The organism is Nocardia sp. NPDC055050 (genome assembly GCF_053608345.1).
Map to the genome: position 1 here is coordinate 208,209 of NZ_JBSGVG010000005.1, position 24,768 is coordinate 232,976.

Genomic DNA, 24,768 nt, shown 5'->3' on the forward strand with positions numbered 1-24,768 from the left:
CGTTGGTCGCGCCGGGGTGGTCAGTTCAGTCGCGGGAGTTGGTGACTTCTATGTCGGAGTTGGTGGCTTCTAGGTGAGGCCGACGTAGTTCGGCTTGCGCTTGCCGACGAAGGCGTCGACGCCTTCGCGGCCGGTGTCGCTGTTCGCGGCGGCCGAGATGCTGTCGCGTTCGGCATCGAGCTGCTGGTCCAGAATCGCTGTGGGCGACTGGGCCAGCAGTTTTTTCATGGCCGAGTAGGTGGCGCGGGGGCCGTTGACGAAGGTCTGTGCCAGGTGGAGGGCTTCGGCGCGGATATCGTCGTCGGCGACCGTGCGGCTCAGGATGCCGAGGCGGACGGCTTCGTCGGCGTCGAGGACGGCGTCGGTGAGCAGGATCTCGCTGGCGCGGCCCAGGCCGACGATCCGGGGGAGCAGCCAGGACATGCCGCCGTCGGGGGACAGGCCGATGCCGGGGTAGGCGGGGCGCAGTTTCGTCGAGGGCCCACCGATCGCGATGTCGGCGGCGCAGACCAGGCTCATGCCCGCACCCGCCGCCCAGCCCTGCACCGCGGCGATCACGGGAACGGGGGCGGCCGCGAGCGCGCGGACGAACTCGTGGAGTTCGTCGGCCAGCTGGTGCAGGTAGGCGCCGCGGTCATCGGCCCCGGCGAAATTGCGGACATTGCCGCCCGCGCAGAAGTTCGCGCCCGCGCCGGTGAGCAGGATCGCGCCGACCGACGGGTCGAGGGCGCGCAGGGCCGCGGTGCCCGCGTTGATCAGGTCGAAATCCATCGAGGTGCCCGCGGCGGAGGTGGCGATGGTCAGCTGGAGCACGCCGTCGATGATCTCGGCGGCGGCGACCGGTTCGGTGGTACTCATGGCGTCACATTAACCCGGCTCGCGTCGCCACAATTGTTCGGGCAGCAGGGTGAACGGGTCGGTGCGGCGGTTGCCGGTGTCGGTGAAGCCGTGCCTGCGGTAGAAGGCGTGGGCGCGCGGATAGTCGGCGAAGACCCAGAGGGTGCACGGCGATCCGGGGGCGGCCGCCTCGATCAGGGCGTCGGCGATGCCGGTGCCGTGCCAGGCACTGCGGACGTAGAGCGCTTCGAGTTCGGCCTCGGTGGACGGGCACCGGTCCGCCGGTCGACCGGGTACGGGCAGATCCCGCCCGGCGGCGAAACCGATCAGGCGGTCGCCGGCCAGCGCGACCGGCAACCGGTGGGTGCCCGCGGCCCGACGACGTTCCCAATTGATCGCGGAGCGTTCGAGGTCGAAGCCGTCGAGGATGTGGGCGGGCACGAGCGTGTCGTAGGCCTCACGCCAGCTGGCGATGTGGCACGCGGCGAGTTCGGTGACCCGGTTCGCCGTGAGCGGCGCGATCCGCCAGTCAGACACGGCGCGCTCGTTCGAGGGCGCGGGGCCGTTGTACGACAACGCCCCGGATCACCCACGAGGGGTGCCGGGGCATTGTCGGCAGAATGTACGGGCTGAAAATCAGCCGCGGACGACCTTGCCCGCCTTCAGGCAGGAGGTGCACACGTTCATCCGGCGGGTGTTGCCAGGGGCAACCTGCGCACGCACGGTCTGGATGTTCGGGTTCCAGCGACGGTTGGTGCGCCGGTGCGAGTGCGAGACCGACTTCCCGAAACCGGGGCCCTTGGCGCAGACGTCGCAAACGGCAGCCATGTCGCGAGCTCCTTCATGTCATAAGCGGACAGCGGCGCACGTAATGCCCGCTGAACCGGAAACTGATGTCGTCAAATGCCTTGCCGACTGTCGTCGGCCAGCGCAGACCCACGTGGGCCGCACAAAGCAACCCTGCAAGACTAGCGGGCCGGGCCTCGAAGTTCCAAACCGGGTATCCCGGTCGACCTGCCGAGCACAGCCCGGCTGAGGGCCCGTCCGAGGTCAGCGTACCCCGGTCGGTAGCTGCCGCTAACCTGGCGTGCGTGCTCGGCGCGCGGGTACGCAGAACGGGGAGCGAGGTGGCGGTGGCGCACGTGCGGGAGTCTCTCGACGGCCCCGATCTGCTGGTCTGGGCCCGCGGTTGCCGCACCGACCTGGAGCTACGCCGCGCGGAGATCGACGCGCTCAACGTGTTCCCCATCGCCGACGCCGACACCGGGACCAACCTCCTGGCCACCATGCGCGCCGCGGTCGCGACGGCGGAGCGGGCCGTGCTCGACGCGCAGGACGCCACGTCCCACCTCGTCGCCCAGGCCTTGGCCCGCGGCGCGACCACGGGTGCGCGCGGAAACTCGGGCATCATCCTGTCGCAGGTCCTGCGCGGGATCGCGGAGGCCGTTGTCGCAGGCCCGTTGACCGGTGCGCGGCTGCAGGAGGCATTGCGGCGGTCGGCCGTGCTCGTGCGCACGGGACTGAGTGCCCCGGTCGAGGGCACGATCCTGACGGTTCTCGACCGCGCCGCCGCCGCGGCCGCCGAGGTCGCCGAACCCTCCCTGGAAGAGGTGGCCCGTGCCGCCGCCGAAGGTGCCGCGCGGGCATTGAGCCGGACTCCGACCCAGCTGGGCGTGCTGCGCGCGGCGGGAGTCGTCGACGCGGGGGCTCGCGGGCTGCTGGTGTTGCTCGACTGCCTCGTGGCCGAAGTCTGCGGTGAGGCTCCCGCGCGAGTCAGATACACGCGGGGCGAGCGCGCGGACCAGGGGCCGCACCGGCGGCCGGACGACGGCGACGAGCAGGGAGCGACTCTGCCCGGCGGGTCCGGTGACATCGATCACGGACCTGCGCGCGACGGCGAGGGGGAGGCCGTTTCCGACGGCCGGGAGCAGCGGATACGCGACGACCATGATCACCGTGATCGGGACGCTGATCCACACTTCGAGGTCATGTACGTGATCTCCGGCACCGACGAGACCGCCGCGGGTGGACTGCGCGATCGACTCGCTGTTCTCGGTGATTCGGTGGTGGTGGTCGGCGACGGCGACAGCACCTGGTCGGCCCACGTGCACTGCCGCGACGCGGGGGCGGCGATCGAGGCCGGGCTCGCGGTGGGCACGGTGACGAGCATTCGAATCGAGAGTTTCGCGGTGACCGCGCCGCACAGCGGCCACCACGAGCCCGGCCATCACGATCACGGCCACCACGCGCGAGGCGCCGACCGGCTCGGTGCGCGGCACGCGCGGGGCGGGACGGGTGCGCGAGACAACTCCGCGGTGTGCGCGCAGGTTGCGAGCGGTGCCGGTGATCGACTGTCGCGTCCCGCGGAGGGAGACGTCTTTCCCGTCACCGGCGGTGCTCGCGATGGTCGCGTCTTCGGCGATCCCGCCGCGCGCGGTGTCCTCGCGGACCGCGGCGTCCTGGCGGTGGTGGCAGGCGCTGCCGCCACGCGCCTGTTCGAAGATGCCGGGGCGGTGGTGTTGCGCGGGGATCGGCAGGTCGATACGAGCACTCTGCTGACCGCGATTCGGCGGATGCCACATCGTGAGGTACTCGTGCTGCCCAACGGCGCCCTGCCCGCGCAGGAACTCGTCGCGGTCGGTGTGGCCGCGCGTGACGGGTCGCGTGATGTGTTGTTGCTGCCGAGCGCGTCGATGGTGCAGGGCCTCGCGGCGCTGGCGGTGCACGATCGCGGGCGGATCGCGGTGGATGACGCGTTCGCGATGTCGGAGGCGGCGGCGACCATGCGCTGGGGTGCCCTGCGGGCTGCCCGGGTGCGGGCCCTGACGATGGTCGGAATGTGTTCTCCCGGTGACGGACTCGGGCTCGTCGGCCAGGATGTGGTGGTGATCGACCCCGATGTGGTCGGCGCGGGACGCATTCTGCTCGACCGGATGCTCGGTCTCGGTGGGGAATTGGTGACGCTGCTGATGGGCGCCGATACGGGGCCCGAGCTGGCGCAGGTGCTCGCCGAGCATGTGACGGCCGGTTTCCCCGGCGTCGAGGTGGTGGTGTATTCCGGTGGACAGCAAGCGGATCTGGTGCAGATAGGGGTCGAGTAGATGGCGACGTTGAGTGACCGGCTCGACCATGTGCTGGGCGTCAAGGCGGCCGACCGGCTGACCGAGGCGTTCGACATGTCCACGGTCGAGGATCTGCTGCGCCACTATCCGGTGCGCTACGCCACGCAGGGGCAGCCCCTCACCGAGGAGGAGCCGGAGGAGGGTGCGCACATCACCGTCATCGGTCGCATCACGAAAACCGAACTGCGCCCGATGAAGAACCGGCGCGGCTCCCTGCTGAAGGTGCAGCTCGACACCGGCGCCCAGCGTCCACTGGAAGCCACCTTCTTCAACGGCGACAAGGTGCGATATCTGGTGAAAGAAGGTGTGCGAGCGATGATGTCGGGCACCGTGCACTGGTGGCGTCCCGACCGCTGGAACCTCTCGCACCCCGACTACCTGATCCTGCCCGACAAGGCCGAAGCCGGCGTGGAGGAACTCACCTCCGTGCGCGGTAGCGGCGCGCTGCGCGGGCTGGCGCAGAGCGCGAAAGGCGCGGGCGGAGTGGATGCCTCGTTCTTCGAGCGCGAATTCGTCCCCGTGTATCCGGCGACCGCGAAGGTCCAGAGCTGGGACCTGCTGGCCTGCATTCGCCAGGTACTCGACCAGCTCGACCCCATCGACGACCCGCTGCCCGCCGACCTGCGCGAGGAGCGCCAACTGCTTGCGCTCTCGGAAGCGCTGCGCCTGATCCACCTCCCTGAGCACAAGCTGGATATCGAGAAGGCCAGGGACAGGCTTCGTTTCGATGAGGCGCTCGCCTTGCAGCTCGTGCTGGCCGAACGCCGCCACGAGGTGGAGGGCCGCACCGCCCCCGCCTGCCCGCCCTCGGCCGACGGCATCGCCGCCACCTTCGACGAGCGCTTGCCGTTCGAGCTCACCGAAGGCCAGCAGCAGGTGCTCGCGGAGATCTCCGAGGACCTCTCCCGTACCCGCCCGATGCACCGCCTGCTGCAGGGTGAGGTGGGTTCGGGCAAAACGATCGTGGCGCTGAACGCCATGCTCCAAGTCGTGGACTCGGGGCGTCAATGCGCCCTGCTCGCGCCGACCGAAGTCCTGGCCGCCCAGCATTATCGGTCGCTGCGGGCGATGCTCGGCGACCTCGGCAACGCGGGCGAACTCGGCGCTGCGGAGAACTCGACGAAGGTCGTGCTGCTCACCGGATCGATGTCGACGGCCGCGAAGAAAGCGGCATTGCTGGACGCGATGACCGGCGAGGCGGGCATCGTCATCGGTACCCACGCGCTGATCCAGGATGCCGTCGAGTTCTACGACCTCGGCCTCGTAGTGGTCGACGAACAACACCGCTTCGGTGTCGAACAGCGAGACGCGTTGCGTGCCAAGGCAAAAGACGGCATCAGTCCGCACCTGCTGGTGATGACCGCCACCCCGATCCCGCGCACCATCGCGATGACGACACTCGGCGATCTCGAAACCTCCACGCTCACCCAGCTGCCCAAGGGGCGCTCACCGATCGTGTCGAAAGTTGTTCCGCGCAAACTGCACCCGGGCTGGGTGGATCGTGCCTGGGAGCGCATCGTCGAGGAGGTCGGCCAGGGCAGGCAGGCCTACGTCGTCTGTTCGCGCATCGGCGAGGATCCTGACGCGCCACCGGCCAAGGGGAAGAAGGCGGAGAAGGAGGGCCCGACCACCGCGGCCGCGGTGGAGATGTACGAGACGCTGAGCGCCGGTCCGCTCGCCGGCGTACGCGTCGGCCTGCTGCACGGCAGGCTGCCGTCCGATGAAAAAGACCACGTGATGCGCCAATTCAACGACGGCGCCATCGACGTGCTGGTCTGCACCACGGTCGTCGAGGTCGGTGTCGACGTGCCGAACGCGACCGTCATGGTGATCGTCGACGCCGACCGGTTCGGGGTGAGTCAGCTGCACCAGCTGCGCGGTCGCATCGGCCGAGGCAAGCACCCGGGCCTGTGCCTGCTGGTCACCGATGCCGCGCCGGGCGGGACAGCGATGGCGCGGCTGGAGGCGGTGGCGGCGACGACCGACGGCTTCGAACTCTCGGTGCTCGACCTGCGGCAACGTCGCGAAGGTGACGTCCTCGGTTCGGCGCAGTCCGGTACCGCCCGGTCTTTGCGGTTGCTCTCGCTGCTCGACGACCTCGAGGTGATCACCGCCGCACAGGAACTCGCCCGCCAGGTCGTCGCCGAGGACCCGGGTCTGGTGCATCATCCGGGCTTGGCGGGCATGATGCACGCCGCCGTCGACGGCGAACGCATCGAATACCTCGCCAAGTCCTGACCCCCGCGATGTCAGCGAGGTAGGCGCGGGTACGGCAGGTCGGTGCTGGTGTGTTCGGTCACCGACAGTGGCCGCCCGATCTGCGGGAACGCGCGCTGCGGGCACGACGGACGCTCGCACACCTTGCACCCGGCCCCGATCGGCACCGCCACCTGCGGATCGTCGAGCTGCAGCCCCTGCGAATACACCAGCCGGTCGGCGTATTCGATGTCGCAGCCGAGCCCGATGACGAAGTTCTTCGACGCCGCCCCGAACCCCTGCGCGGCGGCGGGGGTGGTGCGCGCGATCCACAGGTACCGGCGCCCGTCGGGCATCTCCGAGATCTGCGTGAGGATGCGTCCGGGGTGCGCGAACGCCTCGTGGGTGACCCACAGCGGGCAACTGCCGCCCACCCGGGAGAAGTGGAACGCGGTGGCGGACTGGCGTTTCGAGATATTGCCGGCCCGATCGGTACGCACCAGGAAGAACGGCACGCCGCGCTGACCCTGCCGCTGCAGGGTGCTGAGCCGATGGCAGACCGTCTCGAAGCCGACTTCGAACCGCAGTGCGAGCAGGTCGACGTCGTAGCGCAATTCCTCGGCCGAGCGCAGGAACCGGCCGTAGGGCAGGATCAGCGCGCCGGCGAAGTAGTTGGCCAGCCCGACCCTGGCCAGGGTGCGGGATTCGCCGGTGAGCGCCCGGGATTCGGCGAGCACGTTGTCGATCTCGCGGCCGTAGAGCAGCAGGCCGAGGGTGGTCGCGATCTGGAAGGCGCGCTGCCCGGGGCGCAGTCGCCTGGCCAGGGTGAGGGTTCGGGTGTCGGGGTCGTAGTGGCGTTTCGGGATGGCCGGGTCGGCGCCGTCGCCGCGGACCAGCACCGTGACGCCCGCGCGTTCCTCGGCGATCCTGGCCAGCTGACGATCCAGCGAGCCGATGCTCAGACCGGATTCCTCGAACAGCTGCTCGGCGGCATGGTCGAGGGTCGAGATGTGGTTGCGGTGGTCGTAGAAGAAGTCGCGCACGTCCTCGTACGGCATGGGGGTGCCCGGCGCGCCGGCCGGTGTGTCGACGCGTGAGGACAGCAGGTCGAGCTGGTCGGTCGCCGCGCGCAACCGCCGGTGCATCGCGATGACGATGCGCGCCACCTCGGGCAGCCGGGTCGCCAGTTCCTCGACCTCGGTGATCGGGGCGGTGTCGCCGCCGCCCGCGGCTTCCACCAGTACCTCGTGCAGGTCCGAGACCAGCCGCGCGTCGGAGTCGGCGGCGAAGAACTGCACGTCCAGATCGAAGGTCGAGTTGAGTTTCAGCAGAACAGGAATGGTCAGCGGGCGCTGATCACGCTCGAGCTGATTGAGATAGCTGGGTGAGAGGTCCAGCGACTTCGCGAGCGCTGCCTGGGTCATCCGCCGTTCTTCGCGCAGCCTTCGTAGCCTGGCCCCCGCGTACATCTTCCGCACGTCGCAGATCCTAACGCGACCTGTTCGCAATGTTTGCTCAAAGTGGCGAATGCCTCGGGAGAAGTCCAGTCCCGCAAGGGATTTTACCTGTGTCTACCCGTGCGTAACATGCGAAGTCGCGCTCGGCGGCAGACGCGAGCTCGCGTGCGGCGACCGCATTGTCGCCGAGGGTGGCCCGCGCGTTCTCTGCGTGGTTGCCGGGAGAATCAACCATAGCGCTTCGGTATCACCGATCCGGCGATGATCGTCAATCTTCGCAATAGTTGCTGATTTGTCGTCTATCGCACGCAAAAATACGCTTGTTCAGCCCGTTTTCAGCGATAGATCCAGTGCGTAGCGTGCGAACCATGGCAATGAAAACCCATATCGTTCGCAGCGTCGGGGCCGCCGAGGACTTTCCGCGGTCACAGCATCTGGCCACGCTGATCGCCGAGGTGGCCACCGATCCGGTGGCGGTGACCGGCGAGGTCACCGACATGATCGTCAACCGCATCATCGACAACGCCGCCGTGGCCGCCGCGTCGGTCCTGCGCGGTCCGGTCCGCGCCGCCCGCGCGCAGGCGTCGGCCCATCCACTGTCCGCCGCCTCGTCACGCCACGGGGCCACCGTCTTCGGACTGCCCGGCGGGCAGCGAGTTTCACCCGAGTGGGCGGCGTGGGCGAACGGGGTCGCGGTGCGCGAGCTCGACTTCCATGACACGTTTCTCGCGGCGGAGTACTCGCATCCGGGCGACAACATCGCGCCGATTCTGGCCGTCGCCCAGCACCTGGGCCGGTCCGGCGCCGAGCTGATCCGCGGGCTCGCCACCGGCTACGAGATCCAGATCGACCTGGTGCGCGCGATCTGCCTGCACGAACACAAGATCGACCACGTCGCTCACCTCGGCCCGTCGGTCGCCGCGGGCATCGGCACGCTGCTCGGCCTCGACACCGAGACCATCTATCAGGCCGTCGGCCAAGCAGTGCACACCACGACCGCCACGCGGCAGTCCCGCAAGGGCGAGATCTCCAGCTGGAAGGCCTACGCCCCCGCGTTCGCCGGGAAGATGGCCGTCGAGGCGGTCGACCGGGCGATGCGTGGTGAAGGCGCGCCCGCACCCATCTGGGAGGGCGCCGACGGTGTGATCGCCTGGTTGCTCGGCGGCACCGATGCCGAATACCAGGTGCCGCTGCCGACTCCGGGCGCGGCCAAGCGCGCCATTCTCGACAGCTACACCAAGCAACACTCCGCCGAATACCAGAGCCAGGCCCCGATCGACCTCGCCCGCCGACTGCGCGAGCGGATCACCGACACCGCCCGCATCACCTCGATCGTGCTGCACACCAGCCACCACACGCACTACGTGATCGGCACCGGATCCGGCGACCCGCAGAAGTTCGATCCGCACGCCAGCCGCGAGACCCTCGACCACTCGCTCCCCTATATCTTCGCGGTCGCCCTCCAGGACGGGACCTGGCATCACGAGCGCTCCTACGCGCCCGAGCGCGCCCAGCGACCCGACACGGTGGCGCTGTGGCGCAAGATCTCCACGGTCGAGGATCCCGAGTGGACGCGCCGCTATCACGCGACCGATCCGGCCGAGAAGGCCTTCGGCGCCCGTGCCGTGGTGACTCTCGACGACGGCGAGGTGATCGTCGACGAACTCGCGGTCGCCGACGCGCATCCGCTGGGCGCGCGGCCGTTCGCGCGCGAGCAGTACGTCGAGAAGTTCCGCGTCCTCGCCGACGGTGTCGTGCTGCCCGCCGAGCAGGACCGTTTCCTCGATGCCGCCCAGCGCACACCGGAACTCGGCGCGGGGGAGCTCGATCAGCTGAGCTTCACCGTCGACCCCGCGCTGTTCGACCGGCTGCCCGCCGCACGGGAAGGACTGTTCTGATGACTGTTTCCGGACTGCTCGCCGCGCACACCACCGCCGCGCAGAAGCGCGCGAGTTTCCGCGCCGGGCTGGCCTCAGGTCGCTTGCAACGACTGCCAGGAGCGGTGAACCCGCTGGTGGCCAAACTGATCCAGGAGATCGGATTCGACGGCGTCTACATCTCGGGCGCGGTGATCTCGGCCGAGCTGGCACTGCCCGATATCGGCCTGACCACGCTCACCGAGGTCGTCGAGCGTGGCCGCCAGATCGCCCGCGCCACCGATCTGCCCGTCCTCATCGACGCCGACACCGGCTTCGGTGAACCGATGAACGCCGCCCGCACCGTGACCCTCCTGGAGGACGCGGGCCTGGCAGGCTGCCATCTGGAGGACCAGGTCAACCCGAAACGCTGCGGACATCTCGACGGTAAGGCGGTCGTCGACACCGCCGAGATGGTGCGCCGCATCCGGGCCGCCGTGGCGGTGCGCCGCGATCCGGACTTCGTGATCTGTGCCCGCACCGACGCGCGCGCGATCGAGGGTCTCGACGCGGCGATCGAGCGGGCAAGAGCCTACGTCGACGCGGGCGCGGACCTGATCTTCACCGAGGCGCTGGCCGAGGAGGCCGAGTTCGCGAAGTTCCGCGCCGCCGTGGCTGTCCCGCTGCTGGCGAACATGACCGAATTCGGCAAGACGCCGCTGCTGAGCGCGCGGACACTGACCGACCTCGGCTACAACGCGGTGATCTATCCGGTCACCACGCTGCGCCTGGCGATGGGCGCGATCGAAGACGGCCTGCGCGAGATAGCGACGGCTGGAACACAATCGGCGCTGCTGGACCGGATGCAGCACCGGTCTCGGCTCTACGAACTGCTCGGCTACCGGCGCTACAACGCATTCGACTCCGGCATCTTCGACTTCACAGTGGGTGAGTGACGCCATGACCAGTGGACACACAACGCAACCCGCCATCGCCAAGGGCTTGGCCGGGGTGGTGGTCGACACGACGAGCATTTCCAAGGTCGTCGCCGAGACCAACTCGCTGACCTACCGTGGCTACCCGGTCCAGGACCTGGCCGCGCGCTGCGGTTTCGAGGAGGTCGCCTACCTGCTCTGGTATGGCGAACTCCCCGACGACGGTCAGCTGCAACTGCTCTGCCAGCGTGAACGCGCCCAGCGCCGGATCGACCGGTCGGTGCTCGCCCTGCTGGAGAAGATGCCGCAGACCTGCCACCCGATGGACGCGGTCCGTACGGTCGTGAGCTACCTCGGCACCGAGGACGCGGCCTCCGAGAGTACGAGCGAGCGCGAAAGGCTCGACGGCGCACTGCGATTGACCGCGCTGCTGCCGACGGTGATCGCGACGGCGATGCGCAGGCGCCGGGGGCTCGACCCGATCGCACCGCACTCCCAGCTCGGTTTCGCCGAGAACTTCCTGTACATGTGCTTCGGTGCGGTACCGGATCCGCGGATCGTGCGCGCGTTCGAGATCTCGCTGATCCTCTACGCCGAGCACGGATTCAACGCGTCGACCTTCGCCGCTCGCGTGGTGACCTCCACCGGCTCGGACTCCTACAGCGCCATCACGGCGGCGATCGGCGCCCTGAAGGGACGATTGCACGGCGGCGCCAACGAGGCGGTGATGCACACGATGCTCGAGATCGCCGATCCCGCGCACGCGCAGGCATGGATCGCCGAAACCCTCGGCGCCAAGCGCAAAGTGATGGGCTTCGGTCATCGCGTGTACCGCAACGGCGACTCCAGGGTGCCGACGATGAAGGCGGCCCTCGACGAGGTCGCGGCGGTGACCGGGGGACAGCAGTGGGTCCGCATGTACGACGAACTCGCCGCCGCGATGGCCGAGAAAACCGGCATAGCGCCGAATCTCGACTTTCCGGCAGGGCCTGCCTACTACCTGATGGGCTTCGACATCGAGATGTTCACGCCGATCTTCGTGATGAGCCGGATCACCGGCTGGACCGCGCACATCGCCGAGCAGTCGGCCGCCAACGCGCTGATCCGGCCGCTGTCGGAGTATCGCGGCGTGGCCCAGCGTGCGGTTCCGGTCGCCAGGGCGAGCTGAACCGAACCACTGCCCCGGACGGAAATCTCCGTCCGGGGCAGTGGTCTGTGTGCCGCTCACCGTCGCGGTGCTCAGCTCCCGTCGGTCAGCGCAGCGCCGCGGCGGCCGTCACCAGATTGCGTAGCGACGCCTCGACCTCCACCGGTCCGCGGGTCTTCAGGCCGCAGTCCGGATTCACCCAGAGTCGTTCGGCCGGAACGGCTTTCAGCGCCGCGGACAGGGAGATCGTGATCTCCTCGACCGAAGGCACCCGCGGCGAGTGGATGTCGTAGACGCCAGGCCCGACACCGAGCGCGAACCCGGCCGCGTTCAGATCGTCGAGGACCTCCATGTGCGAGCGCGCCGCCTCGATCGAGGTGACATCGGCGTCCAGGCCCGCGATCGCCGAGATGACCTCGCCGAACTCCGAGTAGCACAGGTGGGTGTGCACCTGGGTGGTGTCGGCGACGCCCGCGGTGGCGAGGCGGAACGAGTCCACCGACCACCGCAGGTACGCAGGCTGTTCGGCCGCGCGCAGCGGCAGCAGCTCGCGCAGGGCGGGCTCGTCGACCTGGATGATCCGCGCGCCCTGGGCTTCCAGGTCGAGCGTCTCGTCCCGGATGGCGAGCGCGACTTGGCGGGCCGAGTCACCCAGCGGCTGGTCGTCGCGGACGAACGACCACGCCAGGATGGTCACCGGGCCGGTGAGCATGCCCTTGACCGGCTTGGTGGTCAGCGACTGGGCGTATCCGATCCACGACAGCGTCATCGCCGCGGGCCGGGTGACATCGCCGAACAGGATCGGCGGACGCACGCAGCGGGTGCCGTAGGACTGCACCCAGCCCGCCTCGGTGACGGCGAAACCGTCGAGCAGTTCGGCGAAGTACTGCACCATGTCGTTGCGTTCGGGTTCACCGTGCACCAGCACGTCGAGACCGAGCTTTTCCTGCAGGGTGATCACGTCGGCGATCTCGGCCCGCATCCGCCGCACGTACTCGGCATGGTCGATCTCGCCCTTGCGCAGCGCGGCACGGGCCAGCCGGATGGTCGAGGTCTGCGGGTAGGAGCCGATGGTGGTGGTCGGCAGCACCGGCAGGTCGAGGTGATCGCGCTGGCGGGCGCGACGCTCGTCGGCGGGGGAGCGGGTGAGGTCGTTCTCGTCGAGCGCGGCCAACCGGCCGCGGACCTGGTCGTTGTGCAGCCGCGGATCGGTCCGGCGTGAGTCGGCGGCGGCGCGGGCCGCGGCCAGCTCGTCGGCGACCGCGTCGACGCCCGCGGTGAGTGCGGTGGCCAGGACGCGCACCTCGCCGACCTTCTCGGTGCCGAAGGCCAGCCACGAGCGCAGCCGCTCGTCCAGCCCGGTCTCGGGAGTCAGCGAATACGGCACGTGCAGCAGCGAGCACGAGCTCGACACGGCCACCGCGTCGGCGCTGCCGAGCAGGGTGCCCAGGGTGCCGAGGGCAGCGTCGAGGTCGGCGCGCCAGATATTGCGGCCGTCGACCACACCCGCCACCACCAGTTTGCGGGACAGGGTGGGCAACGCCGCGACCGCCGAGAGATCGGCGCCCGCGGTGACATCGAGGGCGACACCCTCGATCTCGGTGTCGGCCAGCACCGCCAGGGCGGCATCGGGGTGCCCGAAGTAGGTGGCGACCAGGATCGCGGGCCGGTTCTGCGCGGCCGACAACGCGCTGTAGGTCTGGCCGACCAGGGCTAGCTCCGCCTCGGTCAGGTCGGTGACCAGCACCGGCTCATCGATCTGTACCCACCGCGCGCCCGCGTCCGCCAGCCGGGCCAGCAGGTCGAGATACAGCGGCACCAGCTCGGGCAGCCGCTCCAGTGCGGCGCCGTCGACGGCTTTGGCCAGCTTCAGGAAGGTGATCGGACCGATCACCACCGGCCGTGCGGGGACCCCCAGCTCGATCGCCTCGTCGAGTTCGGTCAGCAGCTTGCCCGGATGCAGGGAAAAGGTGGTGGCCGCGTCGATTTCGGGCACCAGGTAGTGGTAGTTGGTGTCGAACCACTTGGTCATCTCCAGCGGAGCGATCGTGTCGGTGCCGCGCGCGGCCGCGAAATAGCGGTCGAGCGGATCGGCGATTCCGGCGACCCGCGCCGGCAGTGCGCCCAGCAGTTCCGCGGTGTCGAGCATCTGGTCGTAGTAGGAGAAGGTGCCCACCGGCACCGAATCCATTCCGGCCGCGGCGAGTTCGGTGAGCTGGGCGCGACGGAGCTGACGGCCCACTGCGTGCAGGTGCGCGGCATCGGCGCGGCCCGCCCAGTAGGACTCGGTGGCGCGCTTGAGTTCCCGGTTCGGGCCCACTCGCGGTAGGCCGAGAACCGTTGCGGTGAAGGGGGTATGCGAAACAGTCACGGAGATTCTCCAGTGTCGTGCGGGGAGAGCCGCCGCCTTTTCGCGGGCACACGCCACACGGCCGACAGCGTCGCGAAAGAACACGACAGGTCGGTATCGGTGGTCCGCGCGCCCGATCCACGAGGCGGTGGCCGCCGGATACGGCGTATCCGGCACAGTCGGCAGGTCTTCGGACTCGCGGGCACCGGTCGTGTGATCGACCGACCTACTGGCCGTCGCTTCCCAGGCGTGCAGCCCAGTGCTGATGACGGCGGTCGTTCCTGCTCACCGCTGCGGGACAGTCCCGGATTCTCACCGGGTTCCCTCTCACCCGGTGCGGAACATGATCCGCACCCGGGTTTCGACGCCTACGCGGGAGGTCGGGGCTCCGACTCTTCCACCGCGCACGCGAACCAGCTGCCTGCCCAGCATAGGCCCTCAGCGGGGCCATGGGTCACCGCCCCATCCGGTACACGGCCGTGACCTGCGGTTGCGCCCACGTTGTCCGCGCGCACCGTGCACCGCTGCGCACGGTGAGATGTGACGGCCCGATGAACGCAACTTCGCAGGTAGGCAGGTGTGCGGTGTGAAGATTGCTGCGAAGCCACCTTGCGTGTCCGGCCCCGGCTCGTGGCCGGGTACCGTAGGCCAATGTTCTCGAAAGTCTTGGTCGCAAATCGTGGTGAGATCGCTATCCGTGCCTTCCGCGCGGCCTACGAACTCGGCATCGGAACGGTCGCGGTGTTCCCGCACGAGGATCGCAATTCCGTCCATCGCCTGAAGGCTGCCGAGTCCTATCAGATCGGCGAAGAGGGTCATCCTGTTCGCGCGTATCTGTCGATCGAGGCGATCATCGAGGCGGCCAAGAGCGCCGGCGCCGACGCGATCTACCCCGGCTACGGCTTCCTGTCGGAGAACCCCGACCTCGCCGCGGCCTGTGCCGCCGAGGGCATCACCTTCATCGGCCCCACCGCCGAGATCCTGGAGATGGCCGGCAACAAGGCCACGGCCATCGCGGCGGCGAAGGCGGCCGGACTGCCGACGCTGAAGTCCAGCGAGCCCTCGGCCGATATCGACGAATTGCTCACCGCCTCGGCCGAACTCGAATACCCGATCTTCGTCAAGGCCGTCGCCGGTGGTGGTGGCCGTGGCATGCGCCGGGTCGCCGCGCCCGAGCAGCTGCGTGAGTCGATCGAGGCCGCGTCGCGCGAAGCGGAGTCGGCGTTCGGCGATCCGACGGTGTTCCTCGAGCAGGCGGTGGTGAACCCGCGCCACATCGAGGTACAGATCCTGGCCGACCAGCACGGCAACGTCATGCACCTGTTCGAGCGGGACTGTTCGCTGCAGCGTCGCCACCAGAAGGTGATCGAGCTCGCGCCCGCCCCGAACCTGTCACCGGAACTGCGCGAGCGCATCTGCGCCGACGCGGTGGCCTTCGCCCGCCAGATCGGCTACATCAACGCGGGCACCGTGGAGTTCCTCCTGGATGAGCGCGGCAACCACGTGTTCATCGAGATGAACCCGCGCATCCAGGTGGAACACACGGTCACCGAGGAGATCACCGACGTCGACCTGGTGCAGTCGCAGCTGCGCATCGCGGCGGGCGAATCCCTCGCCGACCTGGGGCTGAGCCAGGAGACGGTGCAGATTCGCGGCGCCGCCCTGCAGTGCCGCATCACCACCGAGGACCCGGCCAACGGCTTCCGCCCCGACACCGGCCGCATCACCGCCTACCGCACCCCCGGCGGCGCGGGCATCCGCCTCGACGGCGGCGCGAATCTCGGCGCCGAGATCGGCGCCTACTTCGACTCGATGCTGGTGAAGCTCACCTGCCGTGGTCGTGACCTGCCCGCCGCCGCCGCGCGCGCCCGCCGGGCGCTGGCCGAATTCCGTATCCGCGGCGTGACGACCAACATCCCGTTCCTGCTGGCGGTGCTCGACGACCCCGATTTCCAGGCGGGCCGGGTCACCACCTCGTTCATCGACGAGCGCCCCGAACTGCTCACCTCGCGCGGCTCGGCCGACCGCGGCACCAAGATCCTGACCTATCTGGCCGACATCACCGTCAACAAGCCGAACGGCGACCGCCCGACCACGGTGTACCCCTACGACAAGCTGCCCGCTGTCGACCTCACGCTGCCGCCGCCGGACGGTTCGCGCCAGCGTCTGCTCACTCTCGGACCGGAGGGTTTCGCGAAGGCCCTGCGCGAGCAGAGGGCGCTCGGTGTCACCGACACGACCTTCCGTGACGCACACCAGTCGCTGCTGGCCACCCGTGTCCGCACCAACGGTCTGCTCGGTGTGGCGGGTCATGTCGCGCGGCTGACCCCCGAACTGCTCTCGATCGAAGCCTGGGGCGGCGCGACTTACGATGTGGCACTGCGGTTCCTGCACGAGGACCCGTGGGAGCGCCTGGCCGCGCTGCGCGAAGCCGTGCCGAACATCTGCTTGCAGATGCTGCTGCGCGGTCGCAACACCGTGGGCTACACGCCCTACCCCGAACAGGTCACGCGCGCTTTCGTTTCCGAGGCCGCCGCCACCGGTATCGACATCTTCCGCATCTTCGACGCGCTCAACAACGTCGACCAGATGCGCCCGGCGATCGACGCGGTCCGCGAAACCGGTACCGCCATAGCCGAAGTCGCGCTCAGCTACACCGGCGACCTGCTCGACCCGAACGAGTCGCTCTACACCCTCGACTACTACCTGAAGCTGGCCGAACAGATCGTCGACGCGGGCGCGCACGTCCTCGCGATCAAGGACATGGCCGGTCTGCTGCGTGCCCCCGCCGCCGCGAAACTCGTGACCGCACTGCGCAGCAACTTCGATCTGCCGGTGCACGTGCACACCCACGACACCCCCGGCGGCCAGCTGGCCACCTACCTGGCGGCCTGGCAGGCCGGGGCCGACGCGGTCGACGGTGCGTCCGCGGCCATGGCGGGCACCACCTCACAGCCCGCGCTGTCGGCGATCGTGGCCGCCACCGCGCACACCGATCGCGACACCGGCCTGAACCTGCAGAACGTGTGCGATCTCGAGCCGTACTGGGAGGCGCTGCGCAAGGTCTACGCGCCGTTCGAGTCGGGTCTGCCCGCGCCGACCGGCCGGGTGTACACCCACGAGATCCCGGGTGGTCAGCTGTCGAACCTGCGTCAGCAGGCGATCGCGCTGGGCCTGGGCGACCGGTTCGAAGAGGTCGAGGCCAAGTACGCGGCCGCCGACCGGCTGCTGGGTCGCCTGATCAAGGTGACTCCGTCGTCGAAGGTCGTCGGTGATCTCGCGCTCGCGCTGGTCGGCACCGGTGTCGACATCGAGGACTTCGCCGCCGATCCGGGCCGCTACGACATCCCCGATTCGGTGATCGGCTTCCTGCGCGGTGAGCTCGGCACCCCGGCCGGTGGCTGGCCGGAGCCGTTCCGCAGCAAGGCGCTGGCCGGGCGCAACGAGCCCAAGCCCGAGACCCCGCTGAGCCCGGCGGATCAGAAGGCCCTCGACGGCTCGTCCACCGAGCGTCGCGCCACGCTCAACCGGTTGCTGTTCCCCGGCCCGACCGCCGAGTTCAACGCCCACCGCGAGAAGTACGGCGACACCACCGGGCTGTCGGAGAACCAGTTCTTCTACGGCCTGCGCCGTGGCGAAGAGCACCGCGTGCAGCTGGAGAAGGGCGTCACCCTGCTCATCGGCCTCGAGGCGATCTCCGAGCCGGACGAGAAGGGCATGCGCACGGTCATGTGCATCATGAACGGGCAGTTGCGCCCGGTCGCGGTGCGTGACCGGTCCGTCGCCTCGGAGGTGCCCGCGGCGGAGAAGGCGGACAAGAACAACGCGGGCCACATCGCGGCACCGTTCGCCGGTGTGGTCACCCTGGCGGTGTCCGAGGGCGACGAGATCCACGCCGGCGACACGGTCGGCACCATCGAGGCGATGAAGATGGAAGCGGCCATCACCGCGCCGCGCGGTGGCGTGGTGGGCCGGATCGCGACCACCAAGGTGGCCCAGGTCGAGGGCGGCGACCTGCTGGTGGAACTGGTCGCACGCGAGTCGGAATGACACGCATCGTCGCGGGTGTGGCGGGCGGGCGGCGCTTGAAGGTGCCGCCCGCCGGTACCCGCCCTACCTCCGATCGGGTGCGTGAAGCGCTGTTCAGCGCGATCGACGCCCGCCTCGATCTGGACGGGACGCTGGTCCTGGACCTGTACGCGGGCTCCGGGGCGCTGGGGTTGGAAGCCCTGTCGCGCGGGGCGCAGCGGGCGCTGCTCGTGGAGTCCGATCGCAAGGCGGGCGAGGTGGTGCGCGCCAATATCGCCGAGCTCGGTCTGCCCGGTGCCGAACTGCGGCTCGGCAGTGTGTCCTCGGTGCTGAAACAATCCGCGCCGAGGGCCTACGACGTGGTGTTCTCGGATCCGCCCTACGACGTGAGCACCGAGGACGTGATCGCCGACCTCACCGCGCTGGCGAACAACGGCTGGCTCGCACCGGAAGCACTGGTGGTGGTGGAACGGTCGAGCCGCTCACCCGAGATCACCTGGCCCGCAGGCTATGTGGCGTTGAAGACACGCAAATACGGGGAGACCAGAGTCGAACTCGCCGAGTTCGGTGCTACAGCGTGTCCGGAAACCTAGATCGTCCCGGACACCGCCCTTCTCGGGCGTCGTCGGTTCACGCCACAAGCGTGGCGTGAACCTCTGTTCCCGCGTCTACCAGGACGGTTTCACCGACACCCACAGGGTGCCGGTCAGAGCCTTCCCGTCGGCGGACTTTGGTAACCCGGCCTCCTGCTCGGGGGTCCGGGGATCGTGAAAAGTCTTGTTCAATCGTCGGCCACAGTGCGAGGTTGACCGCCGCGTTGTGGTCCCGGTCAGCGCGAAACCCACATTCGCAGACGAACACGCGATCCGCCAACGACAGCGTCGGATTATGTGCGCCGCAGGCCGAGCACCGTTTACTCGATGGAAACCAACGATCCGCGACGGTGACCGTGCCACCGTGCCATGCCTGCTTGTAGACCAACAGGCGCGCGAAATCGGCCCATCCGACGTCGCTGATCGCGCGGGCCGAACGACGGTTGCCGAGCATTCCCGCAACGTTCAAGTCTTCGACAACGAGCCGGTCGTGGGTCTTGACCAACTGGTTAGCAACTTGATGAGCGAAATGACGGCGAATGTTGGCGACCTTGTGATGGTGGCGGGCCAGCTGGGCAACCGCCTGCCGATGGTTGCGGGACCCGCTCTGCTTCCGAGTCACCGACTTCGCCATCCGTCGTTGACGATCCAGCCCGGTAGTCAGTGGTTTGGGGGCGTTGGTGATACGAGCGACCTCGGCACCGGTGGAGTTCGCGGCGACAGCGAACGCGGTCAAACCGCGGTCGATCCCGACCCAGCCACCGTGATCAGCGTGTTCCCGGGGCCGGTGACGATGGGCTGTGTGGAGATCAGATGCTTCGACGGTCAGGCTGATCCACCAGCGTCGCACCCGATAGGCGACGGTGACGTAGAGGATCCTCGCCCGGTCTTTGGTAAGCATCCGCCGCAACCGGCGGGTGTCCTCGCGCACCCGGATCGCGCCGATCCCAGGCAACGCCACTGACCGAGCGCGTCCCTGGTCACCGACTCGGATCGACGCTCGCCCCGACTTGGCGGGCTTGTTACGGATCCGGAATGCCGGGACGGTTGTACCCTTCTTCTTGAACCGGGGAAACCCGACCCGTTTACCCGCGTGTTTGCCGGTTCTGGAATCAGAGAACGCGGCCAGCGCGCGACCGCAGTCGACGGCGGCTTCCTCGAAAACTTGCTGAGACACCTGAGCACGCCATGCCAACCCGGTTACCTGTACTTCGGTGACCCCAGCCGCGTCGACAGTGAAGACCCGTCCTGCGGCTTCGGTCTTCTTCCAGGTGTTGAACGTTTTGATCAGGTCGAACCGAGTCCATGGGACCGGATGTGCTGGGCGGGTTTTGCGTTGGGTGAGAGCGGTTTTCACGAAGTCGAGGCTTTGGTTGAACGCGAATCGGGCCGCACCGGCATGCCTTGCGAGCATGTCGGACTGCTCGACTATGGGGTCGAGGCAATACCGGAAAGTCGTGTGGCGGCTCATCATCCACGAGTGTGACACGCACCACCGACACTGAATGACGAGCCGCCCGGCACGGGCCGTCTCAGTTCTCAGATAGTCTCTGAGGTATGGCTGCAGCACTGTGCCCCGGCTCCTTCGACCCGGTCACCAACGGTCACCTCGACGTGTTTGCTCGCGCGGCCGCCCAGTTCGACGAGGTGATCGTCACCGTCAATGTGAACCCCAAGAAGCAGGGCATGTTCACCGTCGAGGAGCGCATGGAACTGCTGCGCGAATCCGTCGCCCACCTGCCGAACGTGCGCGTCGCCTCCTGGCAGGGCCTCACGGTGGACTTCGCCAAGCAGGAGGGGATCAGCGCGATCGTCAAGGGGCTGCGCGACGCGGGCGACTTCGGCTACGAGCTCCAGATGGCCCAGATGAACCACAAACTGGCCGGTGTGGACACCTTCTTCATCGCCACCAACCCGTCCCTGAGCTTCCTGTCCAGCTCGCTGGTCAAGGAAGTGGCGGCCTATGGCGGCGACGTGAGCGACATGCTCCCGCCGGCGGTCCACAAGCGCCTGCTGGACCGCCTGGCCGAACGTAAGGGCTAGGAAGTCGCGGGCAGGCGGAACAGTCCACGCAGGGCGAGGAATCGCATGCCGCCGACCGCGGCGGTGATGGCCAGGACCGTCAGTGCCTGCGTGATGTCACCCAGTCCGGGTGCCCAGAAATCCAGTCCGGCCAAACACGCGGTCGTGATCGCGAGTCCGATCAACGCGATCCCGCCGCCTTCCCACTGCGCCGTGAACCAGGTGACCCGGTCGGTGGCGTGGAACGTGAGCTGCCGGTGGAATTCGTTGGCGATGATCGTGCTGACCACCGATCCGGCCACATTGGCGACCAGCGGGCCGATGCCGTGCATCGCGAAGAACAGCAACACATAGGCGATGTTGCTCGACCCGCCGACGAGGGCGAAGCGGAAGAGCTGAGGCAGCGCGCGGTCGCCGCGCAGGTACGTGAGCGCGCCCTCGAACTGCGGGCGCAGCGCGGGTGCGACTTCACTCGGCGTCACCACGGGGAACGGACCGGTCCAGGGAGTGAACATGCCCGCGACGTGCGACACCGGACTCCTAGGAGTTTCCAGGAGGGTCATGTTCGACTCCGATCCCAAATGAACAGACGTCGAGGAGTACAACAGCGAAAAGGTTGCGGTGCTTCCCGGCGGACGGCGTTGTCGTGCTTACCGATGGTAGCCGAAGTGGAGGGCTGCACTCCACTTGATATCTGTGCGATCTTGGACACTGTCGCGACACACCGCGACGACATTCGGCACAGCCGCCCCGGACAGGCACACTGGGCGTCGGCGGTAGTGGTTTCGCCGTGAGTCCGCAGGAGGGTAGTGAGCATGTATCGCGTATTCGAAGCACTCGACGAACTGGTCGCCATCGTCGAAGAGGCGCGTGGCATCCCGCCGACCCGCAGTTGCATCGTGCCGCGCGGCGATGTTCTCGAGCTGCTCGACGACGTCCGCGACGCGCTACCCGGTGAACTCGACGACGCCCAGGACGTGCTCGATCACCGCGACAAGATCGTCGGCGACGCCCGTTCCGGCGCCGAAACGACGGTCACCACGGCCAACGAGCAGGCACGCACCACCATCGACAAGGCGCGCGCCGAGGCCGATCGCATCCTCGCCGACGCCAAGGACCACGCCGACCGGATGGTCGCCGAGGCCACCGCCCACGCCGACCGCCTGGTGACGTCGGCCCAGGCCGAGGCCGATCAGGTCGTCGCCGACGGCAATGCCGAGTACGACGAGCTCACCGGTCGCGCCCAGATCGACGCCGACCGGGCCATCGAAGCGGGCAAGGCCTCCTATGAACGTTCGGTCGCCGACGGGAAGGCCGAGCAGGCCCGCCTCGTCGCGCAGACCGAGGTCGTCCGGGTCGCGCACGCCGAATCCGCCCGTCTGATCGACGAGGCCCAGGCCGAGTCCGACCGGGTGCGCACCGAATGTGACGACTACGTCGACGAGCAGATGGCCGATTTCGGCAACAGGCTCGCATCCATGGAAGAGACGCTCAACACCACCCGGCGCTCGATCACCCGCGGACGCCAGCAGATGCGCGGCGCACCGGCCGCCGAATACCCGGAATACGCTGCCGAGCACCGGCGCTGACCGGTCCTGGCGCCCAGCGCGCGTTTTGAGTTCCGGCGGGGTCCTGCCGTACTGTGGAGTGGTTGCCCATTATCCCCTCGACGGTAAGTGAGTCCGTGATGTCCGCCGGTTCCGGTTCGTCCGCGCGTCCACGCAAGACCAGTGGTCCTGTGTCGGAGGCGGGCTTTGTGCTGGATGTCCGCAATCTCGGCCGTCGGCCGGGAACCATGCGGGAGCTGCGTCGCACGGTCACCGACCACGAGCGGCTGGGTCTCGACCTGATAGCCATCCCGGCCGATGCCGAGGTGGAACTCGATCTGCAATTGCAGGCGGTCTCGGAGGGTGTGCTGGTCACCGGCACGGCGTCCGGGCCGACGGCCGGGGAGTGCTCGCGCTGCCTCGAACCGTTCGAGGACCAGGTGGAGATTCGTCTGACGGAGTTGTTCGCGTATCCGGACAGCACCACCGAGCAGACGACCGAGGATGCCGAGGTCTACCGCATGGAAGACGACCTCGTCGACCTCGAGCCGGTGATCCTCGACGCCATCGGGCTGGAGCTTCCGCTGCAGCCGCTGTGCTCGCCGGACTGCGCGGGCCTGTGCCCCGAGTGCGGTGTGCGGATGGCGATTGCGGGTCCTGATCATGGGCATGAGATACTGGACCCTCGCTGGGCGAAGTTGGCGAATTTTGCCACTGACGAGCCCGGTACCGGCGACCCCGCCTGAGGGTTCCACCACCAAGACCAAACCGTTGCCGCGGCATCTGATGCCGGTGTAGTCAGCGAAAACCAAGAGGAGAAGTAGCCGTGGCTGTTCCCAAGCGTCGGATGTCGCGTTCCAACACCCGGTCGCGGCGCAGCCAGTGGAAGGCCACCGCGCCGACCCTGGTCACCTGCCCGAACCGCGCGTGTGGTGAGAAGACCCTCCCGCACATCGCGTGCCCGTCCTGCGGCACCTACAAGGGCCGCCAGGTCACCTCTGCAGTCTGATCGTTGTAGATCATTCCTAGCAACGTGACAGCCAGTAAAGACAATGTGGGCGCGGCGGATCACGCCAGCCTGCTCACCGCCCTCGGTGTCGACGTACGACCGGAGCTTCTGCGCCTAGCGCTGACGCACCGGTCGTACGCGTACGAGAACGGCGGTTTGCCGACCAACGAGCGCCTGGAATTCCTCGGCGACTCGGTACTCGGCCTCAGCATCACCGAGCGCCTGTATACCGAGCATCCGGAGAAGTCCGAGGGTGAACTCGCGAAACTGCGCGCCAGTGTGGTGAACATGCACGCGCTCGCCGAGGTGGCGCGTGGTCTCGGCGACGGCGGACTCGGTCAGTACCTGCTGCTCGGCAAGGGCGAGGAGCTCACCGGCGGTCGCGACAAGCCGAGCATCCTCGCCGACGGCATGGAATCGCTGCTCGGTGCGGTGCACCTCGAGCACGGCATCGAAACCGCGCGCGGTGTGGTGCTGCGGCTGTTCGCCGACCTGCTCGAGCGCGGCCCCCGCATGGGCGCCGGCCTCGACTGGAAGACCAGCCTGCAGGAGCTCACCGCCGAACGCGGTCTCGGCGTGCCTGCCTACGAGATCACCTCCACCGGACCGGACCACAACAAGGAGTTCACCGCCACCACGGTGATCGCCGGTGTTCCGTACGGCTCAGGCGTGGGTCGCTCCAAGAAGGAAGCCGAGCAGAAGGCCGCCGGTACCGCGTACAAGGCGCTGACCGCCGAATCCGCAGACAAAGCCTGAGCCGTGCCCGAACTGCCCGAGGTCGAGGTTGTTCGTCGCGGTCTCGCCGAGCACGCCGTCGGCAGGGCCATCGATACCGTCACCGTCACCCACCCGCGAGCCGTGCGCAGGCACATCGCGGGTGGTGCTGATCTGGCGGCGAGGCTCACCGGGTTGCGGATCGACTCCGCGCAGCGCCGCGGGAAGTATCTGTGGCTCACCTTCGACGAGCCCGATACCGCACTGGTGGTGCATCTGGGCATGAGCGGTCAGATGCTGGTGCAGCCCGCCGACGCTCCCGTCGAGAAGCACGCGCATATCCGGGCCGTGCTCGGTGACGGCGCCGAATTGCGCTTCGTCGATCAGCGCACCTTCGGCGGCTGGGCGCTGGCCGACCTCGTCGAGGTGAACGGGACCGTGGTGCCCGATTCCGTGGCCCATATCGCGCGCGATCCGCTCGACCCGCTGTTCGATCGCGAGGCCGTGGTCGCGGCCATCCGCGCCAAGAACACCGAGATCAAACGCGTGCTGCTCGACCAGACGGTGATCTCGGGTATCGGCAATATCTACGCCGACGAAGCACTGTGGCGGGCCGGATTGCACGGCACCCGCGTGGCCGCCGAACTCACCCGGCCGGTCGTGCGTACCCTGCTCGACGGAGTCAGCGCGGTCATGACCGAGGCGCTGGCCGTCGGTGGCACCTCCTTCGACGCCCTGTACGTGAATGTGAACGGCGAATCCGGCTATTTTTCCCGGTCACTGGCCGCTTACGGGCGCGAGGACGAACCGTGCGATCGGTGTGCGACGCTGCTGGTGCGGGAACAGTTCATGAATCGGTCGTCGTTTTCCTGTCCGAAGTGTCAACGGAAGCCGCGCCGCCGCTGATCCGGGCACGCTAACGTTTCCTCTGACAGGTCGTGACAGACCGGGTCC

20 protein-coding genes and 1 riboswitch are annotated in these 24,768 nt (G+C 68.4%); of the genes, 13 read left to right on the forward strand and 7 right to left on the reverse strand.

Going from position 1 to position 24,768, the window contains the following annotated elements:
• Positions 1-69: 69 nt before the first annotated feature.
• From ACWGCN_RS07925 to rpmB, 3 genes are all read right to left on the reverse strand, one after another.
• Positions 70-858 carry an enoyl-CoA hydratase/isomerase family protein gene (locus tag ACWGCN_RS07925; protein WP_452459725.1) on the reverse strand — a complete coding sequence of 263 codons (789 nt, stop codon included), beginning with the start codon at positions 856-858 and terminating at the stop codon, positions 70-72.
• A 9-nt stretch (positions 859-867) separates the two neighbouring features.
• Positions 868-1,374 (reverse strand): N-acetyltransferase family protein, encoded by a 507-nt coding sequence (locus tag ACWGCN_RS07930; protein ID WP_452459726.1) that lies wholly within the window; start codon positions 1,372-1,374, stop codon positions 868-870.
• A 99-nt stretch (positions 1,375-1,473) separates the two neighbouring features.
• The gene (gene rpmB / locus ACWGCN_RS07935) at positions 1,474-1,665 is read right to left on the reverse strand and encodes a 50S ribosomal protein L28 (protein WP_011210730.1); all 192 of its coding nucleotides are present in this window, start codon (positions 1,663-1,665) and stop codon (positions 1,474-1,476) included.
• Between the two features lie 314 nt (positions 1,666-1,979).
• Here rpmB and ACWGCN_RS07940 point away from each other — a divergent pair, with 314 nt between their 5' ends.
• Together ACWGCN_RS07940 and recG are read left to right on the forward strand one after the other, a co-directional pair.
• A complete protein-coding gene (locus ACWGCN_RS07940; RefSeq protein WP_452459727.1) occupies positions 1,980-3,938 on the forward strand; it encodes a DAK2 domain-containing protein in 1,959 nt (652 codons plus the stop codon).
• On the forward strand, positions 3,939-6,197 hold the full coding sequence (gene recG / locus ACWGCN_RS07945) for an ATP-dependent DNA helicase RecG (RefSeq protein WP_378992128.1): 2,259 nt from the start codon (positions 3,939-3,941) through the stop codon (positions 6,195-6,197).
• A gap of 11 nt (positions 6,198-6,208) precedes the next feature.
• Here recG and ACWGCN_RS07950 read toward each other — a convergent pair whose 3' ends face one another.
• The gene (locus ACWGCN_RS07950) at positions 6,209-7,633 is read right to left on the reverse strand and encodes a short-chain fatty acyl-CoA regulator family protein (protein ID WP_378626319.1); all 1,425 of its coding nucleotides are present in this window, start codon (positions 7,631-7,633) and stop codon (positions 6,209-6,211) included.
• Between the two features lie 353 nt (positions 7,634-7,986).
• On the opposite strand from ACWGCN_RS07950, the gene ACWGCN_RS07955 reads away from it, so the two are divergent.
• The 3 genes from ACWGCN_RS07955 to ACWGCN_RS07965 are packed head-to-tail and all read left to right on the forward strand — an operon-like array spanning position 7,987 to position 11,571.
• Positions 7,987-9,510 carry an MmgE/PrpD family protein gene (locus tag ACWGCN_RS07955; protein ID WP_452459729.1) on the forward strand — a complete coding sequence of 508 codons (1,524 nt, stop codon included), beginning with the start codon at positions 7,987-7,989 and terminating at the stop codon, positions 9,508-9,510.
• Positions 9,510-10,424 (forward strand): methylisocitrate lyase, encoded by a 915-nt coding sequence (prpB, locus tag ACWGCN_RS07960; RefSeq protein WP_452459728.1) that lies wholly within the window; start codon positions 9,510-9,512, stop codon positions 10,422-10,424. The genes ACWGCN_RS07955 and prpB overlap by 1 nt, the downstream gene beginning before the upstream one ends.
• Before the next feature lie 4 nt (positions 10,425-10,428).
• A complete protein-coding gene (locus ACWGCN_RS07965; RefSeq protein ID WP_449964594.1) occupies positions 10,429-11,571 on the forward strand; it encodes a bifunctional 2-methylcitrate synthase/citrate synthase in 1,143 nt (380 codons plus the stop codon).
• 85 nt (positions 11,572-11,656) lie between these two features.
• On the opposite strand, the gene metE is transcribed toward ACWGCN_RS07965, so the two are convergent.
• On the reverse strand, positions 11,657-13,927 hold the full coding sequence (gene metE / locus ACWGCN_RS07970; protein WP_452458802.1) for a 5-methyltetrahydropteroyltriglutamate--homocysteine S-methyltransferase: 2,271 nt from the start codon (positions 13,925-13,927) through the stop codon (positions 11,657-11,659).
• Positions 13,928-14,064: 137 nt separating this feature from the next.
• Positions 14,065-14,250: riboswitch (cobalamin riboswitch) on the reverse strand.
• Positions 14,251-14,551: 301 nt separating this feature from the next.
• On the opposite strand from metE, the gene ACWGCN_RS07975 reads away from it, so the two are divergent.
• Positions 14,552-17,950, forward strand: a complete 3,399-nt coding sequence (locus ACWGCN_RS07975) for a pyruvate carboxylase (protein WP_452458791.1) — start codon at positions 14,552-14,554, stop codon at positions 17,948-17,950.
• A complete protein-coding gene (gene rsmD / locus ACWGCN_RS07980) occupies positions 17,947-18,522 on the forward strand; it encodes a 16S rRNA (guanine(966)-N(2))-methyltransferase RsmD (RefSeq protein ID WP_378992134.1) in 576 nt (191 codons plus the stop codon). Before ACWGCN_RS07975 ends, rsmD begins: the two co-directional genes overlap by 4 nt.
• Positions 18,523-18,559: 37 nt before the next feature.
• Here the strand turns inward: rsmD and ACWGCN_RS07985 are convergent, their stop codons facing one another.
• On the reverse strand, positions 18,560-19,993 hold the full coding sequence (locus tag ACWGCN_RS07985; protein WP_378992135.1) for an RNA-guided endonuclease TnpB family protein: 1,434 nt from the start codon (positions 19,991-19,993) through the stop codon (positions 18,560-18,562).
• 86 nt (positions 19,994-20,079) lie between these two features.
• Between ACWGCN_RS07985 and coaD the strand changes: the two genes are divergently transcribed.
• Entirely contained in the window at positions 20,080-20,565 is a 486-nt protein-coding gene (coaD, locus tag ACWGCN_RS07990; RefSeq protein ID WP_056811926.1) for a pantetheine-phosphate adenylyltransferase, read from the forward strand.
• On the opposite strand, the gene ACWGCN_RS07995 is transcribed toward coaD, so the two are convergent.
• Positions 20,562-21,107, reverse strand: coding sequence for a GtrA family protein (locus ACWGCN_RS07995; RefSeq protein ID WP_378992136.1), 546 nt, complete (start codon positions 21,105-21,107; stop codon positions 20,562-20,564). The two genes, coaD and ACWGCN_RS07995, sit on opposite strands and share 4 nt — an antisense overlap.
• 252 nt (positions 21,108-21,359) lie before the next feature.
• On the opposite strand from ACWGCN_RS07995, the gene ACWGCN_RS08000 reads away from it, so the two are divergent.
• The 5 genes from ACWGCN_RS08000 to mutM all read left to right on the forward strand — a co-directional run bounded on the left by ACWGCN_RS08000 (position 21,360) and on the right by mutM (position 24,720).
• Positions 21,360-22,133 carry a DivIVA domain-containing protein gene (locus ACWGCN_RS08000; RefSeq protein WP_378992397.1) on the forward strand — a complete coding sequence of 258 codons (774 nt, stop codon included), beginning with the start codon at positions 21,360-21,362 and terminating at the stop codon, positions 22,131-22,133.
• A gap of 98 nt (positions 22,134-22,231) precedes the next feature.
• The gene (locus ACWGCN_RS08005; protein ID WP_364401610.1) at positions 22,232-22,837 is read left to right on the forward strand and encodes a YceD family protein; all 606 of its coding nucleotides are present in this window, start codon (positions 22,232-22,234) and stop codon (positions 22,835-22,837) included.
• A gap of 80 nt (positions 22,838-22,917) precedes the next feature.
• Positions 22,918-23,100 (forward strand): 50S ribosomal protein L32, encoded by a 183-nt coding sequence (gene rpmF / locus ACWGCN_RS08010; RefSeq protein WP_040708879.1) that lies wholly within the window; start codon positions 22,918-22,920, stop codon positions 23,098-23,100.
• Positions 23,101-23,124: 24 nt separating this feature from the next.
• A complete protein-coding gene (gene rnc / locus ACWGCN_RS08015) occupies positions 23,125-23,856 on the forward strand; it encodes a ribonuclease III (protein WP_358064067.1) in 732 nt (243 codons plus the stop codon).
• Positions 23,857-23,859: 3 nt separating this feature from the next.
• Positions 23,860-24,720 carry a bifunctional DNA-formamidopyrimidine glycosylase/DNA-(apurinic or apyrimidinic site) lyase gene (mutM, locus tag ACWGCN_RS08020; RefSeq protein WP_378992137.1) on the forward strand — a complete coding sequence of 287 codons (861 nt, stop codon included), beginning with the start codon at positions 23,860-23,862 and terminating at the stop codon, positions 24,718-24,720.
• Positions 24,721-24,768: the final 48 nt, after the last annotated feature.

Excerpts from the sequence above, each read along its gene's own strand:
- ACWGCN_RS07975 (WP_452458791.1), top strand. The coding sequence starts at position 14,552 with ATGTTCTCGAAAGTCTTGGTCGCAAATCGTGGTGAGATCGCTATCCGT.
- prpB (WP_452459728.1), top strand. The coding sequence starts at position 9,510 with ATGACTGTTTCCGGACTGCTCGCCGCGCACACCACCGCCGCGCAGAAG.
- coaD (WP_056811926.1), top strand. The coding sequence starts at position 20,080 with ATGGCTGCAGCACTGTGCCCCGGCTCCTTCGACCCGGTCACCAACGGT.
- rpmB (WP_011210730.1), bottom strand. The coding sequence starts at position 1,665 with ATGGCTGCCGTTTGCGACGTCTGCGCCAAGGGCCCCGGTTTCGGGAAG.
- ACWGCN_RS07955 (WP_452459729.1), top strand. The coding sequence starts at position 7,987 with ATGAAAACCCATATCGTTCGCAGCGTCGGGGCCGCCGAGGACTTTCCG.
- rsmD (WP_378992134.1), top strand. The coding sequence starts at position 17,947 with ATGACACGCATCGTCGCGGGTGTGGCGGGCGGGCGGCGCTTGAAGGTG.
- recG (WP_378992128.1), top strand. The coding sequence starts at position 3,939 with ATGGCGACGTTGAGTGACCGGCTCGACCATGTGCTGGGCGTCAAGGCG.
- ACWGCN_RS07995 (WP_378992136.1), bottom strand. The coding sequence starts at position 21,107 with ATGACCCTCCTGGAAACTCCTAGGAGTCCGGTGTCGCACGTCGCGGGC.
- ACWGCN_RS07925 (WP_452459725.1), bottom strand. The coding sequence starts at position 858 with ATGAGTACCACCGAACCGGTCGCCGCCGCCGAGATCATCGACGGCGTG.
- ACWGCN_RS08000 (WP_378992397.1), top strand. The coding sequence starts at position 21,360 with ATGTATCGCGTATTCGAAGCACTCGACGAACTGGTCGCCATCGTCGAA.
- ACWGCN_RS08005 (WP_364401610.1), top strand. The coding sequence starts at position 22,232 with ATGTCCGCCGGTTCCGGTTCGTCCGCGCGTCCACGCAAGACCAGTGGT.
- ACWGCN_RS07965 (WP_449964594.1), top strand. The coding sequence starts at position 10,429 with ATGACCAGTGGACACACAACGCAACCCGCCATCGCCAAGGGCTTGGCC.
- ACWGCN_RS07985 (WP_378992135.1), bottom strand. The coding sequence starts at position 19,993 with ATGAGCCGCCACACGACTTTCCGGTATTGCCTCGACCCCATAGTCGAG.